This window comes from Bacillus sp. Marseille-Q3570 (assembly GCF_946151055.1).
GTDB lineage: Bacteria > Bacillota > Bacilli > Bacillales > Fictibacillaceae > Pseudalkalibacillus.
The window spans coordinates 1-23689 of sequence record NZ_CAMGYZ010000022.1; the positions used below are offsets into that span (position 1 = coordinate 1).

The 23689-nt window shown below is 43.1% G+C and carries 40 protein-coding genes; 2 read left to right on the top strand and 38 right to left on the bottom strand.

Annotated features, from left to right (window positions below; genetic code table 11):
* Positions 1-276: 276 nt before the first annotated feature.
* The gene (locus tag N8M93_RS21160; protein WP_221569152.1) at positions 277-501 is read right to left on the bottom strand and encodes a hypothetical protein; all 225 of its coding nucleotides are present in this window, start codon (positions 499-501) and stop codon (positions 277-279) included.
* Between the two features lie 179 nt (positions 502-680).
* On the opposite strand from N8M93_RS21160, the gene pdaB reads away from it, so the two are divergent.
* Positions 681-1445: a polysaccharide deacetylase family sporulation protein PdaB gene (gene pdaB, locus N8M93_RS21165; protein WP_261134644.1), complete on the top strand. Its 765-nt coding sequence runs from the start codon at positions 681-683 to the stop codon at positions 1443-1445.
* Positions 1446-1465: 20 nt separating this feature from the next.
* Here the strand turns inward: pdaB and N8M93_RS21170 are convergent, their stop codons facing one another.
* Positions 1466-2047 carry a KinB-signaling pathway activation protein gene (locus N8M93_RS21170; protein WP_261134645.1) on the bottom strand — a complete coding sequence of 194 codons (582 nt, stop codon included), beginning with the start codon at positions 2045-2047 and terminating at the stop codon, positions 1466-1468.
* 146 nt (positions 2048-2193) lie between these two features.
* Between N8M93_RS21170 and gerD the strand changes: the two genes are divergently transcribed.
* Positions 2194-2817: a spore germination lipoprotein GerD gene (gene gerD, locus N8M93_RS21175; protein WP_261134646.1), complete on the top strand. Its 624-nt coding sequence runs from the start codon at positions 2194-2196 to the stop codon at positions 2815-2817.
* 79 nt (positions 2818-2896) lie between these two features.
* Here gerD and N8M93_RS21180 read toward each other — a convergent pair whose 3' ends face one another.
* The 36 genes from N8M93_RS21180 to rplB all read right to left on the bottom strand — a co-directional run bounded on the left by N8M93_RS21180 (position 2897) and on the right by rplB (position 23665).
* Positions 2897-3919, bottom strand: a complete 1023-nt coding sequence (locus N8M93_RS21180; RefSeq protein WP_261134647.1) for an Mrp/NBP35 family ATP-binding protein — start codon at positions 3917-3919, stop codon at positions 2897-2899.
* Positions 3920-4162: 243 nt separating this feature from the next.
* Positions 4163-4888: an N-acetylmuramoyl-L-alanine amidase CwlD gene (cwlD, locus tag N8M93_RS21185; protein ID WP_396125756.1), complete on the bottom strand. Its 726-nt coding sequence runs from the start codon at positions 4886-4888 to the stop codon at positions 4163-4165.
* A gap of 68 nt (positions 4889-4956) precedes the next feature.
* Complete coding sequence (locus N8M93_RS21190) at positions 4957-5394, bottom strand: DUF2521 family protein (protein WP_221569157.1); 438 nt, start codon at positions 5392-5394, stop codon at positions 4957-4959.
* A gap of 352 nt (positions 5395-5746) precedes the next feature.
* Positions 5747-6139 (bottom strand): 30S ribosomal protein S9, encoded by a 393-nt coding sequence (gene rpsI, locus N8M93_RS21195; RefSeq protein WP_261134648.1) that lies wholly within the window; start codon positions 6137-6139, stop codon positions 5747-5749.
* 19 nt (positions 6140-6158) lie between these two features.
* The gene (gene rplM / locus N8M93_RS21200; protein ID WP_396125757.1) at positions 6159-6593 is read right to left on the bottom strand and encodes a 50S ribosomal protein L13; all 435 of its coding nucleotides are present in this window, start codon (positions 6591-6593) and stop codon (positions 6159-6161) included.
* Positions 6594-6764: 171 nt separating this feature from the next.
* A complete protein-coding gene (truA, locus tag N8M93_RS21205; RefSeq protein WP_261134649.1) occupies positions 6765-7511 on the bottom strand; it encodes a tRNA pseudouridine(38-40) synthase TruA in 747 nt (248 codons plus the stop codon).
* 12 nt (positions 7512-7523) lie between these two features.
* Positions 7524-8321, bottom strand: a complete 798-nt coding sequence (locus N8M93_RS21210; protein ID WP_261134650.1) for an energy-coupling factor transporter transmembrane protein EcfT — start codon at positions 8319-8321, stop codon at positions 7524-7526.
* Positions 8318-9184, bottom strand: a complete 867-nt coding sequence (locus N8M93_RS21215) for an energy-coupling factor ABC transporter ATP-binding protein (RefSeq protein ID WP_396125758.1) — start codon at positions 9182-9184, stop codon at positions 8318-8320. Before N8M93_RS21215 ends, N8M93_RS21210 begins: the two co-directional genes overlap by 4 nt.
* Positions 9160-9999 (bottom strand): energy-coupling factor ABC transporter ATP-binding protein, encoded by an 840-nt coding sequence (locus tag N8M93_RS21220; RefSeq protein ID WP_261134651.1) that lies wholly within the window; start codon positions 9997-9999, stop codon positions 9160-9162. The genes N8M93_RS21215 and N8M93_RS21220 overlap by 25 nt, the downstream gene beginning before the upstream one ends.
* A gap of 473 nt (positions 10000-10472) precedes the next feature.
* The gene (gene rplQ, locus N8M93_RS21225; RefSeq protein ID WP_261134652.1) at positions 10473-10835 is read right to left on the bottom strand and encodes a 50S ribosomal protein L17; all 363 of its coding nucleotides are present in this window, start codon (positions 10833-10835) and stop codon (positions 10473-10475) included.
* 46 nt (positions 10836-10881) lie between these two features.
* On the bottom strand, positions 10882-11826 hold the full coding sequence (locus N8M93_RS21230; protein WP_221569165.1) for a DNA-directed RNA polymerase subunit alpha: 945 nt from the start codon (positions 11824-11826) through the stop codon (positions 10882-10884).
* A gap of 193 nt (positions 11827-12019) precedes the next feature.
* A complete protein-coding gene (gene rpsK / locus N8M93_RS21235; protein ID WP_261134653.1) occupies positions 12020-12415 on the bottom strand; it encodes a 30S ribosomal protein S11 in 396 nt (131 codons plus the stop codon).
* A gap of 18 nt (positions 12416-12433) precedes the next feature.
* Complete coding sequence (gene rpsM / locus N8M93_RS21240) at positions 12434-12799, bottom strand: 30S ribosomal protein S13 (RefSeq protein WP_261134654.1); 366 nt, start codon at positions 12797-12799, stop codon at positions 12434-12436.
* Between the two features lie 19 nt (positions 12800-12818).
* Positions 12819-12932: a 50S ribosomal protein L36 gene (gene rpmJ / locus N8M93_RS21245; protein WP_003322638.1), complete on the bottom strand. Its 114-nt coding sequence runs from the start codon at positions 12930-12932 to the stop codon at positions 12819-12821.
* 174 nt (positions 12933-13106) lie between these two features.
* Positions 13107-13325, bottom strand: coding sequence for a translation initiation factor IF-1 (gene infA / locus N8M93_RS21250; protein WP_093073147.1), 219 nt, complete (start codon positions 13323-13325; stop codon positions 13107-13109).
* Positions 13318-13638 (bottom strand): KOW domain-containing RNA-binding protein, encoded by a 321-nt coding sequence (locus tag N8M93_RS21255; protein WP_261134657.1) that lies wholly within the window; start codon positions 13636-13638, stop codon positions 13318-13320. The genes infA and N8M93_RS21255 overlap by 8 nt, the downstream gene beginning before the upstream one ends.
* 16 nt (positions 13639-13654) lie before the next feature.
* Entirely contained in the window at positions 13655-14401 is a 747-nt protein-coding gene (gene map / locus N8M93_RS21260) for a type I methionyl aminopeptidase (RefSeq protein WP_261134658.1), read from the bottom strand.
* Positions 14401-15051 carry an adenylate kinase gene (locus N8M93_RS21265; RefSeq protein WP_261134659.1) on the bottom strand — a complete coding sequence of 217 codons (651 nt, stop codon included), beginning with the start codon at positions 15049-15051 and terminating at the stop codon, positions 14401-14403. Before N8M93_RS21265 ends, map begins: the two co-directional genes overlap by 1 nt.
* 72 nt (positions 15052-15123) lie before the next feature.
* Entirely contained in the window at positions 15124-16413 is a 1290-nt protein-coding gene (gene secY / locus N8M93_RS21270; protein WP_261134660.1) for a preprotein translocase subunit SecY, read from the bottom strand.
* The gene (rplO, locus tag N8M93_RS21275) at positions 16413-16853 is read right to left on the bottom strand and encodes a 50S ribosomal protein L15 (RefSeq protein ID WP_261134661.1); all 441 of its coding nucleotides are present in this window, start codon (positions 16851-16853) and stop codon (positions 16413-16415) included. Before rplO ends, secY begins: the two co-directional genes overlap by 1 nt.
* Before the next feature lie 33 nt (positions 16854-16886).
* Positions 16887-17075: a 50S ribosomal protein L30 gene (gene rpmD / locus N8M93_RS21280; protein ID WP_261134662.1), complete on the bottom strand. Its 189-nt coding sequence runs from the start codon at positions 17073-17075 to the stop codon at positions 16887-16889.
* 13 nt (positions 17076-17088) lie between these two features.
* A complete protein-coding gene (gene rpsE / locus N8M93_RS21285; RefSeq protein ID WP_221569174.1) occupies positions 17089-17589 on the bottom strand; it encodes a 30S ribosomal protein S5 in 501 nt (166 codons plus the stop codon).
* Between the two features lie 21 nt (positions 17590-17610).
* Complete coding sequence (gene rplR / locus N8M93_RS21290) at positions 17611-17973, bottom strand: 50S ribosomal protein L18 (protein WP_261134663.1); 363 nt, start codon at positions 17971-17973, stop codon at positions 17611-17613.
* Positions 17974-18005: 32 nt separating this feature from the next.
* Complete coding sequence (rplF, locus tag N8M93_RS21295) at positions 18006-18545, bottom strand: 50S ribosomal protein L6 (protein ID WP_261134664.1); 540 nt, start codon at positions 18543-18545, stop codon at positions 18006-18008.
* A gap of 33 nt (positions 18546-18578) precedes the next feature.
* Complete coding sequence (gene rpsH, locus N8M93_RS21300; protein WP_221569177.1) at positions 18579-18977, bottom strand: 30S ribosomal protein S8; 399 nt, start codon at positions 18975-18977, stop codon at positions 18579-18581.
* Between the two features lie 30 nt (positions 18978-19007).
* The gene (locus N8M93_RS21305) at positions 19008-19193 is read right to left on the bottom strand and encodes a type Z 30S ribosomal protein S14 (protein ID WP_138420165.1); all 186 of its coding nucleotides are present in this window, start codon (positions 19191-19193) and stop codon (positions 19008-19010) included.
* A 21-nt stretch (positions 19194-19214) separates the two neighbouring features.
* Complete coding sequence (rplE, locus tag N8M93_RS21310) at positions 19215-19754, bottom strand: 50S ribosomal protein L5 (RefSeq protein WP_261134665.1); 540 nt, start codon at positions 19752-19754, stop codon at positions 19215-19217.
* Between the two features lie 26 nt (positions 19755-19780).
* On the bottom strand, positions 19781-20092 hold the full coding sequence (rplX, locus tag N8M93_RS21315) for a 50S ribosomal protein L24 (protein ID WP_221569223.1): 312 nt from the start codon (positions 20090-20092) through the stop codon (positions 19781-19783).
* 51 nt (positions 20093-20143) lie between these two features.
* A complete protein-coding gene (rplN, locus tag N8M93_RS21320) occupies positions 20144-20512 on the bottom strand; it encodes a 50S ribosomal protein L14 (protein WP_221569179.1) in 369 nt (122 codons plus the stop codon).
* 46 nt (positions 20513-20558) lie between these two features.
* Positions 20559-20822, bottom strand: coding sequence for a 30S ribosomal protein S17 (gene rpsQ, locus N8M93_RS21325; RefSeq protein ID WP_221569180.1), 264 nt, complete (start codon positions 20820-20822; stop codon positions 20559-20561).
* Positions 20823-20843: 21 nt separating this feature from the next.
* Positions 20844-21047: a 50S ribosomal protein L29 gene (rpmC, locus tag N8M93_RS21330; RefSeq protein ID WP_225067063.1), complete on the bottom strand. Its 204-nt coding sequence runs from the start codon at positions 21045-21047 to the stop codon at positions 20844-20846.
* Entirely contained in the window at positions 21037-21471 is a 435-nt protein-coding gene (gene rplP / locus N8M93_RS21335; protein ID WP_236338425.1) for a 50S ribosomal protein L16, read from the bottom strand. Before rplP ends, rpmC begins: the two co-directional genes overlap by 11 nt.
* Before the next feature lie 2 nt (positions 21472-21473).
* Positions 21474-22133, bottom strand: a complete 660-nt coding sequence (gene rpsC, locus N8M93_RS21340) for a 30S ribosomal protein S3 (protein ID WP_221569183.1) — start codon at positions 22131-22133, stop codon at positions 21474-21476.
* A gap of 3 nt (positions 22134-22136) precedes the next feature.
* Complete coding sequence (gene rplV, locus N8M93_RS21345) at positions 22137-22478, bottom strand: 50S ribosomal protein L22 (RefSeq protein ID WP_221569184.1); 342 nt, start codon at positions 22476-22478, stop codon at positions 22137-22139.
* Between the two features lie 20 nt (positions 22479-22498).
* Positions 22499-22777, bottom strand: a complete 279-nt coding sequence (rpsS, locus tag N8M93_RS21350) for a 30S ribosomal protein S19 (RefSeq protein ID WP_221569185.1) — start codon at positions 22775-22777, stop codon at positions 22499-22501.
* Between the two features lie 57 nt (positions 22778-22834).
* Complete coding sequence (gene rplB / locus N8M93_RS21355) at positions 22835-23665, bottom strand: 50S ribosomal protein L2 (protein ID WP_261134666.1); 831 nt, start codon at positions 23663-23665, stop codon at positions 22835-22837.
* Between the last annotated feature and the right edge of the window lie 24 nt (positions 23666-23689).

Sequence of the window (23689 nt, forward strand, 5' to 3'; positions counted from 1 at the left end):
TGTTGTCACAGGACGTGACGAACTTAATCGAAGATCCTTAACTCGTAAAACTTAAAAATTGATTCAGGGTTCTTTTTAAAAAGACCCGTTTCACGCTTGGCTTTTGTTCAGTTTTCAAAGAGCTGTTTTTCGCTGCCTCGTTTTTGAGGCGACCTAACTAATGTAACATCCACAAAAAATAATGTCAACAACTTTTTTGAAATAGTTTTGAACACCGTTTTTGCGGCAACAAAAAATACTTTACCAAAGCCCTGCATAACTGTCAATAAGATTTTTTCACTTTTGATTCGAAATTTTATGGCGCATATATTTTACACAGTCGGCTGGATTTGAAAAACGCTGCAGGATCTTGAAGACAAGCTGATATCTTTCTTCCATAGCGCGTTTGATGATTCCTTCAACACGATGATCTTCCATATCATGCAATAGTTCTTCAAGTTCTTTTTTTAAAAGGTACTCCATTTCTTTAACTTCTTTCTCATTGAGAACAAATCCAAGCATGGTATCAATCCCTCATTTATTTTTTTATCATTATCCCTTCTTTTTCCAATTTCTATTCCAAGATAAATCTAAGCAGATGATTACAGAAGTAGCTCCTTGGATTGAAAAGACAAGACAGGTCTATCTTGTCCTCTCATACATATACATGTACTGAGTGAATAGGATAGGAGGTAGACGACGTGAACTTCTTTTGGGTCGTGAACGGAAAAAGGTTCAAACAATATTTGATTATAATTATCGCTTCTTTCTTTGCTGCCTTGATTGCTTTTGTAGAAGCACAAGATCTCGAAGTTTTCAAAACAAAGGACGGAGATCCAAGAGCCATTTATAAGGGAGAAGAAAAAGGGAAAAGAATAGCACTCACCTTCGATGTAAGCTGGGGCGAAAAACGGATTCATGAAATTCTTGATCTTTTAGAAAAAGAAAAAGTGAAGGACACGACATTCTTCCTTTCGGGAGAATGGGCAGAGAGGCATCCCGATATCGTTGAAAAGATCACTAAAAACGGACACGAAATCGGCAGTCTTGGATATCGATATAAAAGTTATACCGAACTTGAGGCAGATCAAATTAAACGGGACATGTCGAAAGCACAGCAAATCATCAATGAGGTTTCTGGAGAAAAGCCAGTGTTGCTTCGCCCGCCGAACGGACAATTCAATAAAGAGGTTTTGGATATCGCAGAGAAACTGAACCAAACCATTATACAATGGAGTATCAACACCCATGATTGGAAAAATCCAGGTGCAGAACGAATTAGTGATACGGTTTTGTCTCAGGCGAAGGGTGGTGACATCGTCCTTCTTCATGCATCAGACGCAGTAAAACAAACCAGAGATGCATTGGAAATAATCATTTCAGAACTGAAAAAAGAAGGTTACACGTTCACTTCTGTCGGTGAACTGATTGCAAATACGGATAGTAAAACGAAAGAAATAAAATAAAGAAGTTGGGCTCTCTTGGCTCAACTTCTTTTTATGAGACGATGTAAGATTAAAATCTGCCAGGTGTTACATGCTAATAATGGGACGATGGACAACCATAGCCAAAGTATATCGCCTTGCTTCAATACAGGGATCCATTCGATAGTCGTTACCACTACAATGAAAAAAAGTGCTGGAACAAAAGCCGCTTTGTTCGTTTCCTTCATTTTGATATAGGCGACGATCATTCCGTACACCAGTAAAGCAACTGGTACAAAGATAAAATTGAATAAGGTCAACCCCGTATCTTTAAAGGCAATGTAACGTAAGTAGAATAAATCAAAAACAACGAAGGCGAGTATCAATATTTGTACCCAACTCCATAGCCGCACTGACTTGAAAATTCCTAACCCGAATCGATGGATCGTCAAATAGGCGAAATACCCCATCTGGCTGATGATGCTGAAGATGAATCCGAATCCGAGTAACCAGGCGATCATGACAAAAAAGCTTGCCATGCTCTCGATGTCCTCCCAACGAAGCAGCAGCCCGATGGCAACAGCACTAACCCCACCGATCAATAATGTTGTAAAAAATAAATAAACCCATTTCCTTATATTCACGAATAACAATTCCCCTTTAATTCTGCTCGTTTCGATTGTACCAATCCACCTGTAAAAAAGCTAGTTTCCTTTATTTAGTCCGCATATTTGTCACAACTTTCTCGAACGCTAAAGGTAAGATTGAATACTGAAAGGGGCAGTCTAGGATGAAAAACTGGATGTTCGTCCTCATCATAGCCTTTGGTTTAGTATTACAGGGGTGTACTCCTGCAGCAGCAGAAGAAAAAGGTTCTTATGAGGAAACAAAGAAAATGCTCGTGGACCTTTTAAAAACAGATGATGGTAAAAAAGCGATAGAGGAAGTCTTAACGGACGAAAAAATAAAATCACAAATCGTCATGGACCAAAAATTCGTAAAAAAGACGATTGAAGATACACTGACTTCTAAAAAAGGTCAGGATTTTTGGAAAGAATTGATGAAAGATCCGAAAACAGCTGAAGCTCTTGCCAAAAGTATGGAAAAACAAAACGAAGAGCTACAGAAGAAATTACTCGATGATCCTGAATATCGGAAAAAAGTCATCGAAATCATGAAGGATCCTGAAATATCCAAGGAAGTTATGGACTTGATGACTTCTCAAGAATTTAGGGAGCAACAAAAGAAAGTAATGATGGAGACATTTGAAAGTCCACTTATGAAAGCTCAGCTTTCTGAAATGATCAAGAAAACGGTGGAAGAAGAAATCAAAAGCGGTAGCGCTTTGAAACAAAAAGGGAAAGGTGAAGAAGGCCAATCTGGTGAAGATCAGGGTGGTCAAGGACAAAAATAGGACCGGCGAATGCCGGCCCTTTTTGTTACATTTAAAGAAAGTAGAAGGTCAACAAAAGGCTTGGCTTTGCCTAGTTTTCTTATCCTTCGACTTTTTTGATGACGTTCAACGCAATTTGCTTATAAATCTGCCCGATTTTCGAGTCTTCAAGATAAACGGATGGTGCAAAATCATCTTCACGCATTTCCGGTTGGCCGAGCGGGATTCTACCGAGGACTTCGGTATTCAATTCTTCAGTCAGTTTATCTGCCCCACCTTGCCCAAAGACATATTCTTTTTCACCCGTCTTCTTACTTTCGAAATAGGCCATATTTTCAACGACACCGAGAATATCATGGTCCGTTTTCAGCGCCATCGCTCCTGCACGTGCTGCTACGAAGGCTGCCGTAGGATGTGGTGTTGTGACGATGATTTCTTTACATTGCGGAAGCATCTTATGGACATCTAAAGCAACATCCCCTGTCCCAGGCGGTAAATCCAAGATAATATAATCAAGATCTCCCCACTCGATATCATTGAAGAAGTTCGTCAACATTTTCCCAAGCATAGGTCCGCGCCAAATGACTGGTGCATTATCTTCAACGAAAAATGCCATCGAAATCACTTTGACCCCGAAACGCTCTACAGGGAAAATTTGTTCACCGACGACTTTTGGACGCTCTGCAATACCCATCATGTCTGGCACACTGAATCCGTATATATCTGCGTCAATTAGTCCTACTCGCTTCCCTTCACGAGCAAGGCTGGTCGCGAGATTCACGGAAACTGTTGATTTCCCTACTCCACCCTTACCACTTGCTACTGCGATGAAGGTCGTTTCTGTTTGTACTCCGCTCGTCGTTTCTTGTTGAGGCGCTGCACCTTCGCGTTGTTCGAAACGCAAGCCGACAGAAGCGACCCCCGCTTCTTTTAACGTATTTACGATTTCTTGCTGTAGCTGCATTTGTTCTGGCGAATTCGCCTGGGCGATTGCAATTTTCAATCCCACGTAATCTTCTTTGATTTTGATTTCTTTCACACTATCTGAATCAACAATGCTTTTATGTAAAAAAGGTTCTTGTATCGGTTTGAGAAGCTCTAAAATTTGTTCTTCTGACATCATAACCTCGAACACCATCCTTTTTAATCGCTTTCACCCCTTAGTATAACACAGAAAAATCCGCTTTTAGAAATGTTAGGGTTGTGTTGATTAGTCAAGTACTTGGAGTCTCTACTTTTTAAAGCCTGTGAATCCCTTCATAGCTTTTGGTTCCCTGGTGTTTTTTGAAGGTAAATAAACATTTTACTCATATGACTGTGCCCAGGCTACTCGATGCTTTTCTTTAAAAAAGAAAAACCTGGTCCATCAATCACCTGGAGCAGGTTCGTTTGCATAATATCGTAAAATCCCCTGGTAAATTGAAGCAGCGAGCTTCGTCTGATAAAGTTTCGATTTCAGCAGCTCCCGCTCATTCGGATTGGACAAAAAGCCGACTTCGACTAACGAACCAGGAATTTCAGCTTTACGGACCATATAAACAGTACTGATTGGCTTCGCTTTACGCGTCGTGTTCTCCAAATTGGAGCGGATTTGTTCCTGGATGAGTTTCGCTAATTTTTCATTTTCTTCTATAGCAGGGTTGTAAAAAACTTGAGCACCATACCATCGAGATGAAGGAATGGCATTGAGATGAATGCTGACGAACATATCAGCTTCAGATGTGTTTACAATTTCAGTTCTTTTTAACAAATCTTCCGTTTTACGATTCCTGATCCGTTTCGTTCCGTCACTTGCCAGATCCCTGTCTGTTTCCCGAGTCATGATGACAAGTGCTCCGGCTTGTTGAAGGTAGTCACGGAGCTTTAAGGAAATATTCAAGGCGATATCCTTCTCCTGGACATTTCCCTTTCCAACTGCACCACCATCGACTCCCCCATGACCGGCATCCAGTACGATGATTTTTCCTGTTAACGGAAGACTCCATGTAGACCAGGAATCGTTCGAATGTAATTGTTGTTGGATGACATATAATAAAAGTGCAGCACAAAAACCAGTCAGACCCCAAAATAGCCATTTTTTCCACTTCACCACATTCCCTCCCGCATCCCATTACTTGTATATATGTATGGGACAAGTGGAGGAAATATACCTTTTTCAGATTAGTGAAGCCGCATGCGATATCGCCGCTGTCCGTTTTCGTATCCTTCTCTCCACCATCGCTGGACGAAAGCGTCACAGCACATGTGAAGGGACTCGAGAACATGATCAGGGGTATAGCTCCAGAATTGCCAGTATTCGAAAAGCGTGTCATACAATCGCTTTTCAGATGCTGCACTGCGTTCTTTAATGCTGTCAAGCGATTCACCATGATAGCCGAACTTACTGTATTCAGCCCCTAATAAATAGGCTTCAATTGCTATATCAATGCATGTATCCTGGATTTCATCTTGGAACAATAAACTATATTGTAAAAACGGGAAGAACAACCTTTGGAATTCGGTCTTGATCCCATTCAAGGAAAGTTCACGTAATACTTTTCGTTCAAATGTAATTCGCTTTTTGTATTGTCTGTCTCTAAAGGTGGTGATTACATTCATCGGTTTCGCCTCCTTCCCCATTAGTGTTCGACCGCAAAACCGATTCATACCATGGGAACTTTGGTAAAAGACAGTATGTATACCACACCCTCATTACGCAAAACTAAAAAGGAAGGACACGATTGGACACTTGTACCAGGCACTTTTTACAAACCCTTGAGCCACAACGGATCTCAAAGTGTACCTGGCACCGTTTCAGAACCCTTCTCCCCGAAGGAATTCGAAAAGGTGCCTGGCACCATCACAAAACCGTTGGGGCGCAAAGGGGAAATTGTCGTGCCAGGCACACCAGGAAAAAGCACGTAAAAAAGCTCTGGCGCAGTGGCCAGAGCTTTGTATAAGCGGTATATGATTAACGCTTTGAGAATTGTGGTGCACGACGAGCGCCTTTGAGTCCGTACTTCTTACGCTCTTTCATACGTGCGTCACGAGTAAGGAATCCTGCACTCTTAAGCGTAGAACGCAATTCTGGATCTACTTCTAGAAGTGCACGAGCAACACCATGACGGATTGCACCAGCTTGACCAGTGTATCCTCCACCATCAACGTTTACAAGTACATCGTACTTTCCTTCTGTTTCTGTTAAAACTAATGGTTGTTTAGCGATAACTTTCAATGTTTCAAGTCCGAAAAATTCGTCAAGGTCGCGACCGTTTACGATGAAACGTCCATCACCAGGTACAAGACGTACACGAGCAACAGAGTGCTTACGACGGCCGGTTCCGTAATATTGTACTTGAGCCAAGTTAAACCCTCCTTATTATTTATCCGCGAAGTTCGTAGTTTTCAGGATTTTGTGCTTGATGTGGATGTTCGTTCCCAGCATACACATGAAGCTTTTTCGCCATCTTACGACCAAGGCTGTTCTTAGGAAGCATGCCTTTGATTGCAAGTTCAAGCATTTTTTCAGGACGCGTGTCACGCATTTCCTGTGCCGTTCTCGTTCTAAGACCACCTGGGTGTCCAGTGTGACGGTGGTAAAGCTTGTCAGACATTTTCTTCCCAGTCAATTCGATCTTGTTTGCATTTAAGATAATTACGTGATCACCAGTGTCAACATGTGGTGTGTAAGTCGGCTTGTGCTTACCGCGAAGAACAGATGCAACTTCACTTGAAAGACGTCCGAGAGTTTTACCTGCAGCGTCTACCACATACCATTTACGATCAATTTCTTTTGGCTTTGCCATATAGGTACGCAATTTATTTCCCTCCTGATTCATTCACTTACAAATCTATTTTCAATACGATTCGTTTTTTCCATTTCGACGATTTCCTCATCCGGGGCTAGTGGATTTCAGAAATACCAAAGAATATCTTATAATAATTAGACAACGATGTCAAGTGTGTCAATCCGTTTTTTAGCCTATTCATCAATGTTTTTTATAGTTTACCTTCCAAAGATACAATCCATGGGCTGGCGCTGTTTTTCCAGCAGCATCCCGATCCTTCTTTTCCAGTATGCTCGAGATATCGGTTGCTTCTCGCTGCCCGGTTCCAATCTCTAACAATGTGCCGACGATGATCCGCACCATATTGTATAGAAAGCCGTTTCCTTCAATGCTTATGACCAGTTCATCGCCAGCTTCTTCAATCTCCAGCTTTGTAACGATGCGAACCCGCTCCATCACTTCCGTTTTCGCTGAACAGAACGATGTGAAGTCATGCTCTCCAATCAAAAGCTCTGCGCCAGTCCGCATACTCGATACGTCAAGCTCATACGGAAAATGATAGGTGTAGTTCCTTCTGAAAACATCCTCATCTGAATTCCTTAAAATTCGATAACGGTACTCTTTTGCTGATACATCATAACGAGCATGAAAATCAGGATCCTTCTCGGTTATTGATTCAATGCGGATATCAGCTGGAAGGAGCGTATTCAACGCGCGTTTCCAGGCTTGCGGTTCAATTTGAAGCAATGTATCAAAATGAAACACCTGACCAACCCCATGAACACCTGCATCAGTCCGGCCAGAAGCAGTCGTCCTGATAAACTCTCCTTTATGCATTCGTTGGAGAACCTTTTCGATCGTCCCCTGGACCGTCCTCTGGTCTGGTTGGATCTGATATCCCGAAAAACCAGTCCCATCATAACTGACTATTCCGCTTATCCGTTTCAAAAAGGCCACCCTCTAAGATCTTAGTAAGAATAATACGATGATCAATACGCCCACCATAAAAAGTGCCAGCGTATCAATCCCTTGCCACTTCAATATTCTGAGCTTCGTCCTGCCCTCACCACCACGGTAACCTCTGGCTTCCATCGCAAGCGCCAGATCCTCAGCTCTTTTGAAAGCACTGATGAAAAGCGGGACGAGCAATGGAACGAATGCCTTGATCCGTTCTTTAATCGGACCACTCGAAAACTCTGCACCTCTTGCCGATTGTGCCTTCATGATTTTTTCTGTCTCTTGTAAGAGAGTCGGAATGAAACGCAAGGAAATCGACATCATCAATGCGAATTCATGAACAGGGAATTTCACTTTTTTCAACGGATTGAGCAGACTTTCAATTCCATCTGTTATATCGATCGGTGTCGTTGTAAGGGTTAATAAAGAGGTTAAAAGAATAAGGAATAAGAGCCGTAAAGCAATGAATACCCCTTGAACGACACCACCCTCATGTATGGCTGTCCAACCAAAATCCACTAATACCGGACCTTCTTTCGTCATGAACAGGTGCAAGATCATCGTAAATAGGATGATCCAAAGAATCGGCTTCAACCCTTTGATGATAAAGGAGACCGGCACTCTTGATAAAAAAGCTGTCCCAATCGTGAAGATACCGAGAAAAGCATAGCTTGCCCAGTTGTTTGCAAGAAACACGATGATGACATAGATGAAAACTGCCACCAACTTAGCTCGCGGGTCCATACGATGGATCGGTGAATTTCCAGGAATGTATTGACCGATTATGACATTTTCCATCATTGGAGATTCCCCGCCTTCATCGTCCGCTCAATGATCTCTACGACTGCCTCTTCTGTAAAACCACATTCAAAAGAAATTCCGAAACGTTCTTGGAGAGATTTGAGAAAGCGTGTAGATTCCGGGATGTCCAATCCTACAGCTTGAAGCTTGTCTTCCTGCCTGAAAATTTCTGCTGGAGTCCCTTCCATATAGACGGTTCCACCCGACATGACCATGATCCTATCAGCGTAACGTGCAGCATCTTCCATGCTATGTGTCACTAAAATGATTGTAATGTTGTCTTCCCGTTGCAATGATAAAAACAAGTCCATCATTTCGCGTTGTCCGCTTGGATCGAGACCTGCAGTTGGTTCATCAAGGATCAGGACATCAGGCTTCATTGCTAAAACGCCTGCAATGGCTACACGACGCATCTGGCCACCGCTCAACTCAAAAGGTGATCGTTGCAAGTACTCTTCTCCAAGACCTACTGTGACAAGTGATTCCTTCGCCCTTCTTTTTGCTTCAACCTCACTTACACCAAAGTTGCGAGGTCCGAAACAAATGTCTTTCTCGATTGTTTCTTCAAACAATTGATGTTCAGGGTACTGGAATACCATGCCGACGTGCTTCCGGACTTCCTTGAGCCTCTTTCCTTTTTCATCCGGCCGTATTGTCGTATTGCCAATTGCAACAGAACCCGAAGTCGGTTTCAAAAGTCCATTCAAATGTTGGATCAATGTCGATTTCCCTGAGCCGGTATGACCGATGATCGCATAAAAGCTCCCAGGCGGTACATCGATTGAAACATCATATACTGCACGACGTTCCTTCGGTGTCCCCTTGCTATAGATGTGAGCTAGCTGTTTTGTCGATAGTTCCATAATGCATCCACCAATTCTGTTTGTGTTAAAGTCGGCGCAGGTAAATCAATCCCTTTTTCCTTCAACCGCTTTTGGATGTTCAAGGAAAAAGGTAATTCCAGTCCAGCATCTAACAATAACCCAGTATTTTGGAAAACTTCTTTCGGTGATCCAGATGCCACCACTTCCCCTTGCTTCATCACAACGATCCGGTCTGCTTTAATTGCTTCTTCTAAGTCATGGGTAATGGACAACACGGTAATGCCATCTTTTTCATTCAACTCACGGATTGTTGCTAATACCTCTTGTCTTCCTTTTGGATCAAGCATGCTCGTAGCTTCATCCAGGACGATGACATCAGGTCTTTGTGCTAAAACCCCTGCAATCGCAACTCTTTGTTTTTGTCCACCTGATAGTTGATGAGGCTCCTGATTTTCATACTCGTTCATCTGTACCCGTGCTAACGACTCAGAAATCCGATCAATCATCTCTTCACGTGGTACACCGTTATTCTCGAGGCCAAAAGCGACATCGTCTTTAACAGTCGTCCCGACAAACTGGTTATCCGGATTTTGAAAAACCATTCCGACCTGTCTTCTGATTTCCCACAGGTTTTCTTCTTTATCTGTCCTCTTTCCGCCGACAGTAACGGTCCCTTCATCTGGAAGCAACAGTCCATTCAACAGTTTCGCAAGCGTCGATTTCCCTGAGCCATTATGTCCGACGATTGAAAGCCATTCGCCTTCGGGAACAATCAAATTCACATTGGATAATCGATATGGCCCATCAGTTTCATAGCGGAATGATACATCATTTACCTCGATCAATTCCTTCATTCTGTCCCCTCCTCTACACTGCAGGGCTGCCCTTTTTTTATTGGCTGTTTTTGATTTTGGGTATAGTTCGATTGAGCGAAATTAATGACACTCCTACCGAAAAAATGAGCCAGTTGCACTCAAGCTTCCGTTAACGGACACTAGAGCCGTTATTAGTGACAAAATCGGTAGTTCTGAAATTTTAACGGACACCACAGCCGTTATTTGTGAAAAAAGCAGCTGATTTTTGATGAAACTAGCGAAATAAGGTCCCTGGTGTCCGTTAGCTTTGTAAAACCCTGTTGTTTTGGCCAAATAAGGTCTCCTGTGTCCGTTAACGGATGACGATGCTTGCGGTACATCCGCGCAAAGCGTGTGAATTTCAAAAAAAATAAACTTTTGAACGTACGAAAAAAAGGGCATAGAATCAGTATCTGCTTTAGATTCTGTCCCGCCCTTTTCGTCGATGTTATTGCACATTAATCTATTGTCGATTAAACAAGCTCAATAATAACCATTGGTGCACCATCGCCGCGGCGAGGACCAATCTTCTGAATGCGAGTGTATCCACCCTGGCGATCTTCGTAGCGAGAAGCGATGTCAGTGAAAAGCTTCTGTACTGCTCCTTCTCCAGACTCTTCGTTCGCAACTTCATTCCGTACGAATGAAGCAGCTTGACGGCGAGCATGAAGGTCACCACGTTTGCCAAGTGTAATCATCTTTTCAACGACGGAACGAAGCTCTTTCGCTTTCGCTTCTGTAGTTTCGATGCGCTCGTTGATGATTAGATCTGTTGCTAAATCACGGAGTAAAGCTTTTCGTGCAGATGATACACGACCTAACTTTTGATAAGCCATGAGAGGTCCCTCCTTCTTTTGTTATTTCTTTATATCTGTATCGTTGCTATTCTTCATTACGTAAGCCAAGTCCAAGTTCTTCAAGCTTCTCCTGGACTTCTTCCAATGACTTCTTACCGAGGTTTCGAACTTTCATCATGTCCTCTTCAGACTTCTGAGTGAGCTCTTGTACGGTATTGATGCCTGCACGTTTCAAGCAGTTGTAAGAACGAACGGAAAGATCAAGTTCTTCGATCGTCATCTCGAGTACTTTTTCCTTCTGATCTTCTTCTTTTTCAACCATGATTTCAGCTTTTTGTGCTTGGTCGGTCAAACCTACGAAGATATTAAGGTGTTCCGTAACGATCTTCGCTCCAAGTGAAACAGCTTCTTCAGGTCGGATACTGCCATCTGTCCAGACATCGAGGGTTAGTTTGTCATAGTTTGTAACTTGGCCGATACGAGTATTTTCTACCTGGTAGTTCACACGAGTAACAGGCGTAAAGATCGAGTCAATTGGAATGACTCCAATTGCTTGTTCTTCCGACTTATTTCCTTCCGCTGGTACATAACCTCTACCACGGACCGCAGTGATTTTCATTTGAAGATGCGCATCTTTGTTCAATGTAGCAATGTGAAGATCTGGATTGAGAACTTCAACGTCACTATCATGTGTAATGTCTGCAGCTGTTACGACACCTTCACCTTGAACATCAATTTCAAGGGTCTTTTCTTCTTCAGAATAAATTTTCAACGCCAGCTTTTTAAGGCTTAAAATGACTGTTGTCACATCTTCTACAACACCATCAATCGTTGAAAACTCATGCAATACCCCGTTTATTTGAACTGAGGTAGCCGCAGCTCCTGGGAGAGAAGACAATAAAATACGACGTAAGGAGTTGCCCAACGTGATCCCGTATCCACGCTCTAGAGGTTCAACAACAAATTTCCCGTAAGTTGCATCGTCGCTGAGCTCTACCGTTTCAATTCTTGGCTTTTCGATTTCAATCATTCAACAAACCCTCCTTCAAAACGTCGAACCTCGGTCAGACCCCGTCGATCCAACCGAAATTCCTTATAATGCGTCCTTCATAGGTTATTTGCTATAAATAACCTACTAGTATGCATTGCTCAATTATAGTTCATACATAACCATTATAGACAGGTTTCCAAATTGTAATACTTAAGGCTTTTAACCTCAAGTATTAAACACGACGACGTTTTGGCGGACGGCATCCATTATGAGGAACTGGTGTTACGTCACGGATTGCTGTTACATCAAGTCCAACAGCTTGAAGTGCACGGATAGCAGCTTCACGTCCAGCGCCAGGACCCTTTACAGTAACTTCAAGAGTCTTCATTCCGTGTTCCATTGCAGTTTTCCCAGCTGTTTCGGCTGCCATTTGCGCTGCAAACGGAGTGGATTTACGAGAACCTTTGAATCCAAGGTTGCCTGATGAAGCCCAAGAAACTGCATTACCGTGCGTATCAGTAATAGTAACAATCGTATTGTTGAAAGTGGAACGGATATGCGCGATACCACTCTCAATATTCTTTTTGACTTTACGCTTACGAGTGTTTGTTTTACGTTGTTTAGCCATGTGAGTTTACCTCCCTTACTATTTCTTCTTATTCGCAACTGTACGACGTGGGCCTTTACGTGTACGTGAGTTGTTTTTCGTTTTTTGTCCGCGAACTGGAAGACCACGGCGATGACGGATACCTCTGTAGCTTCCGATCTCGATCAAACGCTTGATGTTAAGGGAAACTTCACGACGAAGGTCACCTTCTACTTTGTGTTTGTCGAGGATATCACGAATCTTATTCAATTCTTCTTCAGTCAGGTCTCTAACACGTGTTTCTTCAGAGACACCAGCTTCAGCAAGAACTTGTTGAGCCTTAGACTTTCCGATACCGAAAATATACGTTAATGAAATGACAACTCGTTTGTCACGAGGGATATCAATTCCTGCAATACGTGCCATGTATGTGCACCTCCTGTTCTTAACCTTGTTTTTGTTTATGCTTAGGGTTTTCGCAAATTACCATGACGGTTCCTTTACGACGAATTACTTTACATTTTTCGCAGATCGGTTTGACTGATGGTCTTACTTTCATTCCTAAATACCTCCTTATGCCACGGACTTGCACAAAATTTGTGCTGACTTCGACGACAAAATCGAAAATCCTATTGAGCGAGGCACTTCAATTAGCTTAACCGTTTCACTCACTACAGTGTGGTCCCATTCATATGCCTTCAAACATACTCAAGGCATTTACCGGAAAAATGTCTTACTTGTAACGATACGTGATACGACCACGTGATAAATCGTACGGAGACAATTCCACGGTTACTTTATCGCCTGGCAGTATGCGAATATAGTGCATACGAATCTTTCCAGAAACGTGAGCTAAAATTTTATGACCATTCTCAAGCTCTACGCGAAACATTGCATTCGGAAGAGGCTCAATAACGGTTCCTTCTACCTCGATTACATCTTCTTTAGCCATCGATTTGTTCTCCCTTCTCAAGCAAGTGTGCTTGATCATTCAAGAATTTCGACACGGCGAAACGCAATTTACCGTTTGTTACACGTCCTGTTTCATCGATGCTTCGCTTAACTTCCGGCGAAATATATTGAAACAGCTCTAGATGATTGATGTTCTTCTTTTTTGCTCGGTCATATTTCCGTTTATCACCGTCAGCGATGAGGACAAATTTATCGTCCACGATACCCACAATTACATTGATTTGACCAGCATCCCGCCCTCGCAAGATATGGACCAATTGTCCAACTTGCGGTATCGGCTCGGATTCACTCACCATTTATCACCTTCACTTAGGCTTTAGTTAAAATTTCGAAACCATCTTCAACAATAGCAATGGTATGCTCGAAATGCGCACAGTTTTTACCATCCTGGGTAACGACGGTCCAGTTATCTGCTAACGTTCGAACATATCGTGATCCTGCGTTCACCATCGGCTCAACAGCTAGAACCATCCCTGGCTTCAGACGCGGTCCTTTTCCCGGTGGTCCAAAATGAGGGATTTGTGGATCCTCGTGGAGATCTTGCCCGACTCCGTGGCCGACGTATTCACGTACTACCGAAAAGCCTTCCGCTTCAACATACGATTGAATCGCATGAGAGATGTTTGTGAGTCTTTCCCCAGGTTTCGCTTCTGCAAGACCTTTATATAACGATTGTTCGGTTACCTCTAAAAGATGTTTGTTCTCGTCGGAAATTTCTCCGACACCGTAAGTCCAAGCTGAATCGCCATGGTATCCATTGTATTTTGCACCGATGTCGATCGAGATGATATCTCCATCCTTCAGTACTTTTTTACCTGGAATGCCGTGAACCAGCTCTTCGTTTACGGAAGCACAAATACTACCTGTAAAACCATTATAGCCTTTAAAAGAAGGAATTGCATCGTGGCTACGTATAAACTTTTCAGCGATTGCATCAAGTTCCCTGGTAGTCACTCCTGGTTTAATGTGCTTCTGGAGCTCCTGATGAGTTAAAGCAACAATCTTCCCAGCTTCTCGCATGATTTCAATCTCACGCGAAGTCTTAGATATGATCATTACTTCAACCCTCCAAGTAATTGATCGATATCGTTAAATACCTGATCGATATCCTGGTTTCCGTCGATGTTACGGAGATAGCCCTTCTGATCGTAGAATTCGAGCAGCGGCTTGGATTGTTCAATATTTACTTCAAGTCGTGTTTTGACTGTTTCTTCATTATCATCTTCACGCTGATAAAGCTCTCCGCCGCACTTATCACAAACGCCTTTTTCAGATGGCGGATTGAAAATTACGTGATAAGTCGTTCCGCATTGTTTACAGATCCTGCGGCCAGTCAAGCGTTCCATCAACTTCTCTTTCTCGACATCGATATTCAAGACGAAGTCGATCGAACGATACTTGTCGACGAGGATTTTTTCCAGCGCTTCGGCCTGTGCGACCGTCCGAGGAAACCCATCAAGTAAGAAACCTTTTTCACAGTCACTTTTGCTTAATCGTTCATCCACGATACCAATCGTGACTTCATCGGGTACTAGATTACCAGCATCCATATAGGACTTGGCTTTTTTACCCAACTCAGTTCCCTCTTTAATTGCAGCTCGGAACATGTCACCTGTTGAGATATGGGGGATACCATATTTATCAACAATCTCGGCAGCCTGGGTTCCTTTTCCGGCACCTGGCAGACCCATGAGTACTAGATTCATCTAATCCCTCCATACGGTCACAAACGTACATTGTAAAGAGAGTGGGGAATTCGGATGATTCCCTGTTCTCCTTTATTTGATGAAGCCTTTATAATGACGTTTAATTAATTGGCTTTCAATTCGTTTCATAATGTCTAATGCTACCCCAACCACGATCAATAAGCTGGTACCGCCTATTTGCAAAGATTGAGGCAAGTTTGCGAACTTGATGAAGAAAATCGGTAAAATAGATACAAAAGCCAAGAATAAGGCGCCGACAAAAGTCAGACGATAGAGAATACGCACAATGTACGTTTCTGTATTTTTACCCGGACGGATTCCTGGGATGTATCCACCTTGTTTCTTCAAATTCTCCGCCATTTGCTCAGGGTTGACCTGAACGAATGTATAGAAATACGTGAATCCGATGATCAAGGCCGAGTACACGACCATACCCACCGGCGTCGTATAATCAAACGTGTTTGTAATGAATCTGGTCACCGCGTTTTCAGCAAAGAACCCTGCGATTGTCGGTGGTGCAATGATCAATGAAATTGCAAAGATAACCGGAATTACCCCTGCAGCGTTGACCTTGAGTGGAAGATGTGTCTGTTGTCCTCCCACAGGCTTGTTGTTTACAACACGCTTTGCATATTGGATCGGGATCTTACGCAATCCTTGTTGAATGAAGATTACGAAGACAGTCAATACCACGATTGCTAGTGCAATCAGGAGTACCTTGACGATTCCGATGAACAGTGTTTGTTCTGATCCTGCGAACTGAGTAGCATAAAACTGGTTCAATGCACCTGGAACAGCGGCTACGATACCAGCGAAAATCAGAACGGAAATACCATTCCCGACACCATGTGCTGTGATTTGCTCACCTAACCACATCAGGAATGCGGTACCTGCTGTCAGTACCAAAGCGATAAGCAGGTATGTCGGAATGCTTGGATTTGGAATCAATCCTGGGAACAGGTTGTTGAATCCGATCGACATTCCGATCGCCTGGATGAATCCAAGTACGATCGTTCCATAACGAGTGAATTGAGCTAGCTTTTTACGCCCAACTTCACCTTGCTTTGACCATTCGGTAAACTTAGGTACAACATCCATCTGTAGCAACTGTACGATGATCGATGCTGTGATATATGGCATGATTCCCATTGCAAAAATCGAGAAGTTTTGCAGGGCGCCACCGCCGAAAGTATTCAGAAAACCGAATACGTTCATCTGATTCTGAAAATCCAGCACGTCCTTGTTAACACTTGGAACCGGAATGAATGTTCCGATCCGGAAGATGACAAGCATTGCTAGTGTGAATAATACTTTACTTCTAATATCACTTACGCGCAAAATATTGGAGATTGTACGGAACATTACATCACCTCAGCATTTCCGCCTGCTGCTTCAATTGCTTCCTTAGCAGAACCAGAAAATTTATGAGCTTTTACAGTAAGCTTCGTTTCTAATTTTCCATTTCCAAGGACCTTCACTCCGTCTTTCAACTTGCTGATGACACCAGTCTCAAGAAGCAGTTCAGGAGTGACTTCAGTTCCTTCTTCGAAACGGTTTAAAGCATCCAAGTTCACAACCGCATATTCAACACGAGTTGGGTTTGTGAATCCGCGTTTCGGTAAACGTCTTGCGAGTGGGTTTTGACCACCTTCGAATCCTGGTCGTACGCCTCCACCAGAGCGAGCATTCTGCCCTTTGTGTCCACGTCCACTTGTCTTACCATTACCGGAACCAATTCCACGTCCAACACGATTACGGTTGCCACGAGAACCTTCAGATGGTTTCAGTTCATGAAGTTTCATTATCGGCACCTCCTCATGATTTATATCGTCTTATTATTCGTTGATTTCATTGACAGTTACAAGATGAGACACCTTGCTCACCATACCACGAATCGCTTCGTTGTCTTCGTGTACAACTGTTTGGTGCATCTTGCGCAAACCAAGTGTCTTCACTGTAACACGTTGGTTCTCAGGACGACCAATTAAACTACGAGTGAGGGTGACTTCTAATTTCTTAGCCATTCAAAATCCCTCCTTAACCTAATAGTTCTTCAACTGATTTGCCGCGTAATTTCGCAACGTCCTCAGCACGTTTTAGATTTTTAAGTCCATTGATTGTTGCACGTACCATGTTGATCGGGTTGTTAGATCCTAATGATTTAGATAGGATGTCACCAACTCCAGCCAACTCTAGTACCGCACGTACAGGTCCTCCAGCGATGACTCCTGTACCCTCAGACGCAGGCTTCAACAATACGTTACCTGCTCCATATCGTCCGTTGATCTGATGAGGAAGCGTCGTACCAACGATCGGTACTGTGATAAGATTCTTCTTCGCATCTTCGATAGCCTTGCGGATCGCTTCTGGTACCTCTTGTGCTTTACCAGTACCGAATCCTACATGACCGTTTTTATCTCCAACTACCACAACCGCAGCAAAGCGAAAGCGACGTCCACCTTTTACAACCTTTGCAACACGGTTAACGGTAACAACACGTTCTTCAAGTTCTAGTTTGTTTGGATCGATTCCACGCATGATTGGATTTCCCTCCTTCTATTAAAATTGTAGTCCAGCTTCGCGAGCTGCGTCAGCTAGTGCTTTCACACGTCCGTGATAGATATAACCACCGCGGTCGAATACAACTACTTTATGTCCAGCTTCAACTGCGCGCTTTGCAATTGCTTCGCCGACTTTCTTTGCAGCTTCAACATTTCCACCGTTATCAACATCTACTTCAGAATCTAAAGTAGAAGCAGATAACAACGTTACTCCGTTTTCATCATCGATCAATTGAGCGTAAATGTGCTTTGATGAGCGGAATACGTTCAAGCGAGGACGTTCTGCTGTTCCGAAAATAGTACGGCGCACACGAGCGTGTCTTTTCTTACGCGCAGCATTTTTATCAAGCTTCGTAATCATCCTACGCCACTCCTTTCCGTAATCTTACGTTACTATTTACCAGTCTTACCTTCCTTACGACGAACATATTCTCCTTCGTAACGGATACCTTTACCTTTATACGGTTCTGGAAGACGAACAGAGCGAATATTCGCTGCAACAGCACCAACACGTTCTTTGTCGATACCTTTAACGACTACTTTCGTATTCGCTGGTACTTCAATTTCGATTCCTTGTTCAGGAACGATCTCAACAGGGTGAGAGTAACCAACGTTCAACACTAGTTTGTTACCGGATTTGTTAGCACGGTATCCGACCCCAACTAGTTCAAGAGCTTTCTCATATCCCTTAGCAACACCTTCGATCATGTTGCCGATGATACTAGCTGTTGTACCGTGAAGAGCTTTATGGTCTTTGTGATCGCTTGGGCGTTCAACAGTAACCTTGCTATCTTCAATGTTGATTTTCATGTCAGGGTTAAAAGAGCGAGTCAATTCACCTTTAGGACCTTTAACAGTTACGACGTTGTTGTCATTCTTCTCAACTGTCACGCCGCTTGGAATTTCTAAGTGTTTGTTACCAATACGAGACATTCAGGCTGCACCTCCATTCTTTCTATCTTTCAATTACCAAACGTATGCTAAGACTTCTCCGCCAACCTGTTGGTTACGAGCGTCTTTATCAGTCATAATACCTTTTGATGTGGATACTAGAGCAATTCCAAGTCCACCCAGAACACGTGGTACTTCATAAGCTTTCGCGTAGACACGCAAACCAGGCTTACTGATTCTCTTAAGGCCAGTAATAACACGTTCGTTGTTTTGACCGTACTTTAAGAAAATGCGGATAACACCTTGCTTGCTATCTTCGATGTATTCAACGTCACGTACGAAACCTTCGTTCTTCAGGATTTCTGCAATTTCTCTTTTGAGCTTTGATGCAGGAACCTCTAATTTATCGTGACCTACAGTATTTGCATTACGAATACGAGTTAACATATCTGCAATTGGATCTGTCATGACCATTACTAATTACCTCCTTCCCGACAATGGGGTTTACCAGCTAGCTTTTTTGACGCCAGGGATTTGACCTTTATATGCAAGTTCGCGGAAACAAATTCTGCAAAGCTTGAATTTACGAATTACTGAATGCGGACGTCCGCAGCGTTCACAACGAGTATATTCTTGTACTTTGAACTTCTGCTTACGCTTTTGTTTAGCGACCATTGATTTTTTCGCCACAGTTTTCCCTCCTTTGGCTCATTATTTTTGGAATGGCATACCTACTTGAAGAAGTAGTTCACGAGCCTCTTCGTCAGTGTTCGCAGTAGTTACGATAACGATATCCATACCGCGCACTTTGTTGACCTTATCATAATCGATCTCTGGGAAAATAAGCTGTTCTTTCACTCCAAGAGTGTAGTTTCCGCGACCGTCAAATGATTTCTTAGAAACACCGCGGAAGTCACGTACACGTGGAAGAGAAACACTAATCAGCTTGTCGAGGAATTCGTACATACGCTCGCCGCGCAATGTAACTTTCGCCCCAATCGGCATTCCTTCACGAAGCTTGAATCCAGCGATGGATTTCTTAGCCTTAGTAACGACTGGCTTTTGACCAGCGATTTCAGTTAGCTCTTCAACCGCGACATCAAGAGCTTTTGCGTTAGAAACAGCATCTCCGATACCCATGTTGACAACGATCTTTTCAATTTTCGGTACTTGCATCACAGATGTATAGTTGAACTTCTCTTGTAGAGAAGGAACGATTTCTTTTCTGTATCTTTCTTGTAGACGATTCATTCTAGGTAACCTCCTTTCAACAAAGCTTATTTATCAAGAGCTTCTCCTGACTTTTTAGCAACACGTACTTTCTTTCCATCCACATCTTTATATCCTACACGGGTAGGTTCATTTGATTTTGGATCGATCAACATAACGTTCGAAGCATGGATAGATGCTTCAACATTAAGGATTCCACCTTGTGGATTATCTTGAGAAGGCTTGGCGTGTTTCTTTACAACGTTAATTCCTTCAACGATGACACGATTGTTCTTCGGTAACGCTTGAAGGACTACTCCTTGCTTCCCTTTATCCTTACCTGAAATAACTTGAACTTTATCGCCTTTTTTCACGTGCATTTTAGGCATAGCGATTTGCGCACCTCCTTACAAGACAGAGCTTGAATTTTATTAAAGAACTTCTGGCGCTAATGAAACGATTTTCATGAATTGATTGTCACGTAATTCACGTGCGACAGGTCCGAAAATACGTGTTCCTCTTGGGCTCTTGTCGTCACGTACGATTACTGCAGCATTCTCATCGAAACGGATGTATGATCCGTCTGGACGACGCATACCGCGCTTAGAACGTACGATTACAGCACGAACGACTTCACCTTTCTTAACAACGCCTCCTGGTGTTGCGGATTTAACAGAACACACAACCATATCACCGATGTTCGCATACTTACGTCCAGATCCACCGAGGACCTTGATAGTTAGTAGTTCACGAGCTCCAGAGTTGTCAGCGACTTTCAAGCGTGATTCTTGTTGAATCATTTACGTGTACCTCCTTTCGGACTGAAGATATCGATCCGAACTTTATTTAGATGATGATTGATTCTTCTACTACTTCTACTAGACGGAAGCGCTTATCTTTTGATAACGGGCGAGTCTCCATGATTTTAACAATGTCACCCATTTTAGCAGTGTTGTTTTCATCATGTGCTTTGAACTTTTTAGAGTACTTTACACGCTTACCGTACAATTTATCATTTTTATAAGTTTCAACAAGTACAGTGATTGTCTTTTCCATTTTATCGGAAACGACACGACCTACATATACTTTGCGTTGATTGCGATCGCTCATTTTTTAAGTCCTCCCTTCAATTTAGGCGTTCGTAATTCCGAGCTCACGTTCGCGCAAAACAGTTTTTGCACGTGCAATGGCTTTACGGACCTCACGAATGCGGGCAGGGTTCTCTAATTGACCAGTTGCTAATTGAAAGCGAAGGTTGAATAGCTCTTCTTTAAGAGTTTTAACATTCTGTTCGATTTCTGCAGTGGTTAAGTTACGGAAATCATTAGCTTTCATTTGTGTCACCACCCACTTCTTCGCGTTTTACAAATTTCGTTTTGATTGGCAGCTTGTGAGATGCAAGACGAAGTGCTTCGCGAGCTACTTCTTCTGATACTCCAGCTATTTCAAACATGATTTTCCCAGGCTTTACGACTGCGACCCATCCTTCGGGCGCCCCTTTACCGGAACCCATACGTACTTCTAGAGGCTTAGCTGTGTAAGGCTTAGAAGGGAAAATTTTAATCCATACTTTACCGCCACGCTTCATGTAACGCGTCATCGCGATACGAGCTGCTTCGATCTGGCGGTTGGTGATCCAAGAGGCTTCTACTGCTTGTAGACCGTATTCACCAAATGCGATTTCTTGGCCGCCTTTAGCACGTCCACGCATTTTACCACGGTGTTCTCTACGATATTTAACCCTTTTTGGCATCAACATAATTATTTTCCTCCTTCCTCTTGTTTCGTTCCTTTCGTTGGAAGGACTTCACCACGATAGATCCAGACTTTTACGCCTAACTTACCGTAAGTTGTGTCTGCTTCGGCAGTTCCATAATCGATGTCTGCACGAAGAGTGTGAAGCGGAACAGTTCCTTCACTATAGGATTCAGAACGAGCGATATCAGCGCCACCAAGACGACCTGACACTTCCGTTTTAATTCCTTTCGCACCTGCACGCATCGCACGTTGGATTGTTTGCTTCATAGCACGACGGAACGAAATACGATTTTCAAGCTGACGCGCAATGTTTTCTGCAACGAGCTTGGAATTTAGATCTGCTTGCTTGATTTCAAAGATATTTACATGAACTCTTTTACCTGTAAGTTCGTTAAGGGATTTACGAAGTGCTTCTACTTCAGATCCACCTTTACCGATGACCATACCAGGCTTAGCAGTTTTGATTGTGATGTTTACACGGTTTGCTGCACGCTCGATTTCAACCGTTGATACAGCAGCATCTTTCAAACGATTTTCAATGTATTCACGAATTTTGATGTCTTCATGTAGTAGATCCGCGTAATCTTTATCAGCGTACCACTTTGATTCCCAGTCACGAATGACGCCTACACGAAGTCCTACTGGATTTACTTTTTGACCCACGATTTATCCCTCCTTCTTTTCTGAAACTACGATCGTAATATGACTTGTGCGCTTATTGATGCGGCTTGCACGACCCATAGCACGTGGGCGGAATCGTTTCAATGTTACACCTTCATCAACAAATGCGGTTTTGATTACCAGGTTGTTCGGTTCCAATTCATAGTTGTGTTCTGCGTTTGCGATTGCAGAATTCAATACCTTTTCTACAATTGGAGACGCTGCTTTTGGTGTATGACGCAAAATCGCAATCGCTTCTCCAACTTCCTTTCCTCGAATGAGATCGACGACTAGGCGAGCTTTACGAGGAGCAATTCGAACCTGTTTTGCAACAGCTTTAGCTTCCATTCGGAGTACCTCCTCTCTTGTTAACGTCTTGTTTTCTTATCATCAGCTGCGTGGCCTTTATATGTGCGTGTAGGTGCAAATTCACCTAGCTTGTGTCCGACCATGTCTTCAGTCACATATACCGGCACGTGCTTACGTCCGTCATAAACGGCAATTGTGTGTCCGATGAAATCCGGAAAAATAGTAGAGCGACGAGACCAAGACTTGATGACCTTCTTCTCGTTTGTTTCATTAAGTGCTTCTACCTTTTTCATCAAGTGATCATCTACGAAAGGTCCCTTTTTCAAACTACGACCCATGTTTGTACCTCCCTTCGCGATTGCGCTACGGTTCGTTTGAACCGTAGTTCAATCCCGTTATTTTTTGCGACGACGTACGATATATTTGTCACTTGGCTTGTTTTTCTGACGAGTCTTGTATCCAAGTGTAGGTTTGCCCCATGGAGACATTGGTGATTTACGTCCGATTGGCGCGCGTCCTTCACCACCACCATGCGGGTGATCGTTAGGGTTCATAACAGATCCACGTACAGTTGGGCGTTTACCCATCCAACGAGAACGACCTGCTTTACCGATATTGATCAATTCATGCTCAAGGTTTCCTACTTGACCGATTGTCGCACGGCAAGTCAATAGGATTCGGCGAGTTTCACCAGAACGAAGACGTACAAGTGCATAACGCTCTTCCTTACCTAGTAGTTGTGCTTCTGCTCCAGCAGAACGAACAAGCTGACCTCCACGACCAGGCTTCATTTCGATATTGTGGATGGTAGTACCAACCGGGATATCTTTAAGAGCCAATGCGTTTCCAGTCTTGATGTCCGCGTCTGGACCTGACATAACTTCCTGTCCAACTTGCATACCTTTCGCAGCAAGGATATAACGCTTTTCACCATCAGCATAGTGGATAAGCGCGATGTTCGCAGAACGGTTCGGATCATATTCGATCGTAGCAACGCGTCCTGGTATTCCATCTTTGTCGCGTTTGAAATCGATGATACGATACTTACGCTTGTGGCCTCCACCTTGGTGACGTGTAGTAATACGCCCTTGGTTGTTACGTCCAGCTTTTTTGCTCAATGGCGCTAACAACGACTTTTCGGGCTGATCTGTTGTAATTTCACTAAAATCAGATGATGTCATATGACGACGACCATTTGATGTTGGTTTATACTTTTTGATAGCCATTTACGGTCCCTCCTTTACGAGTAG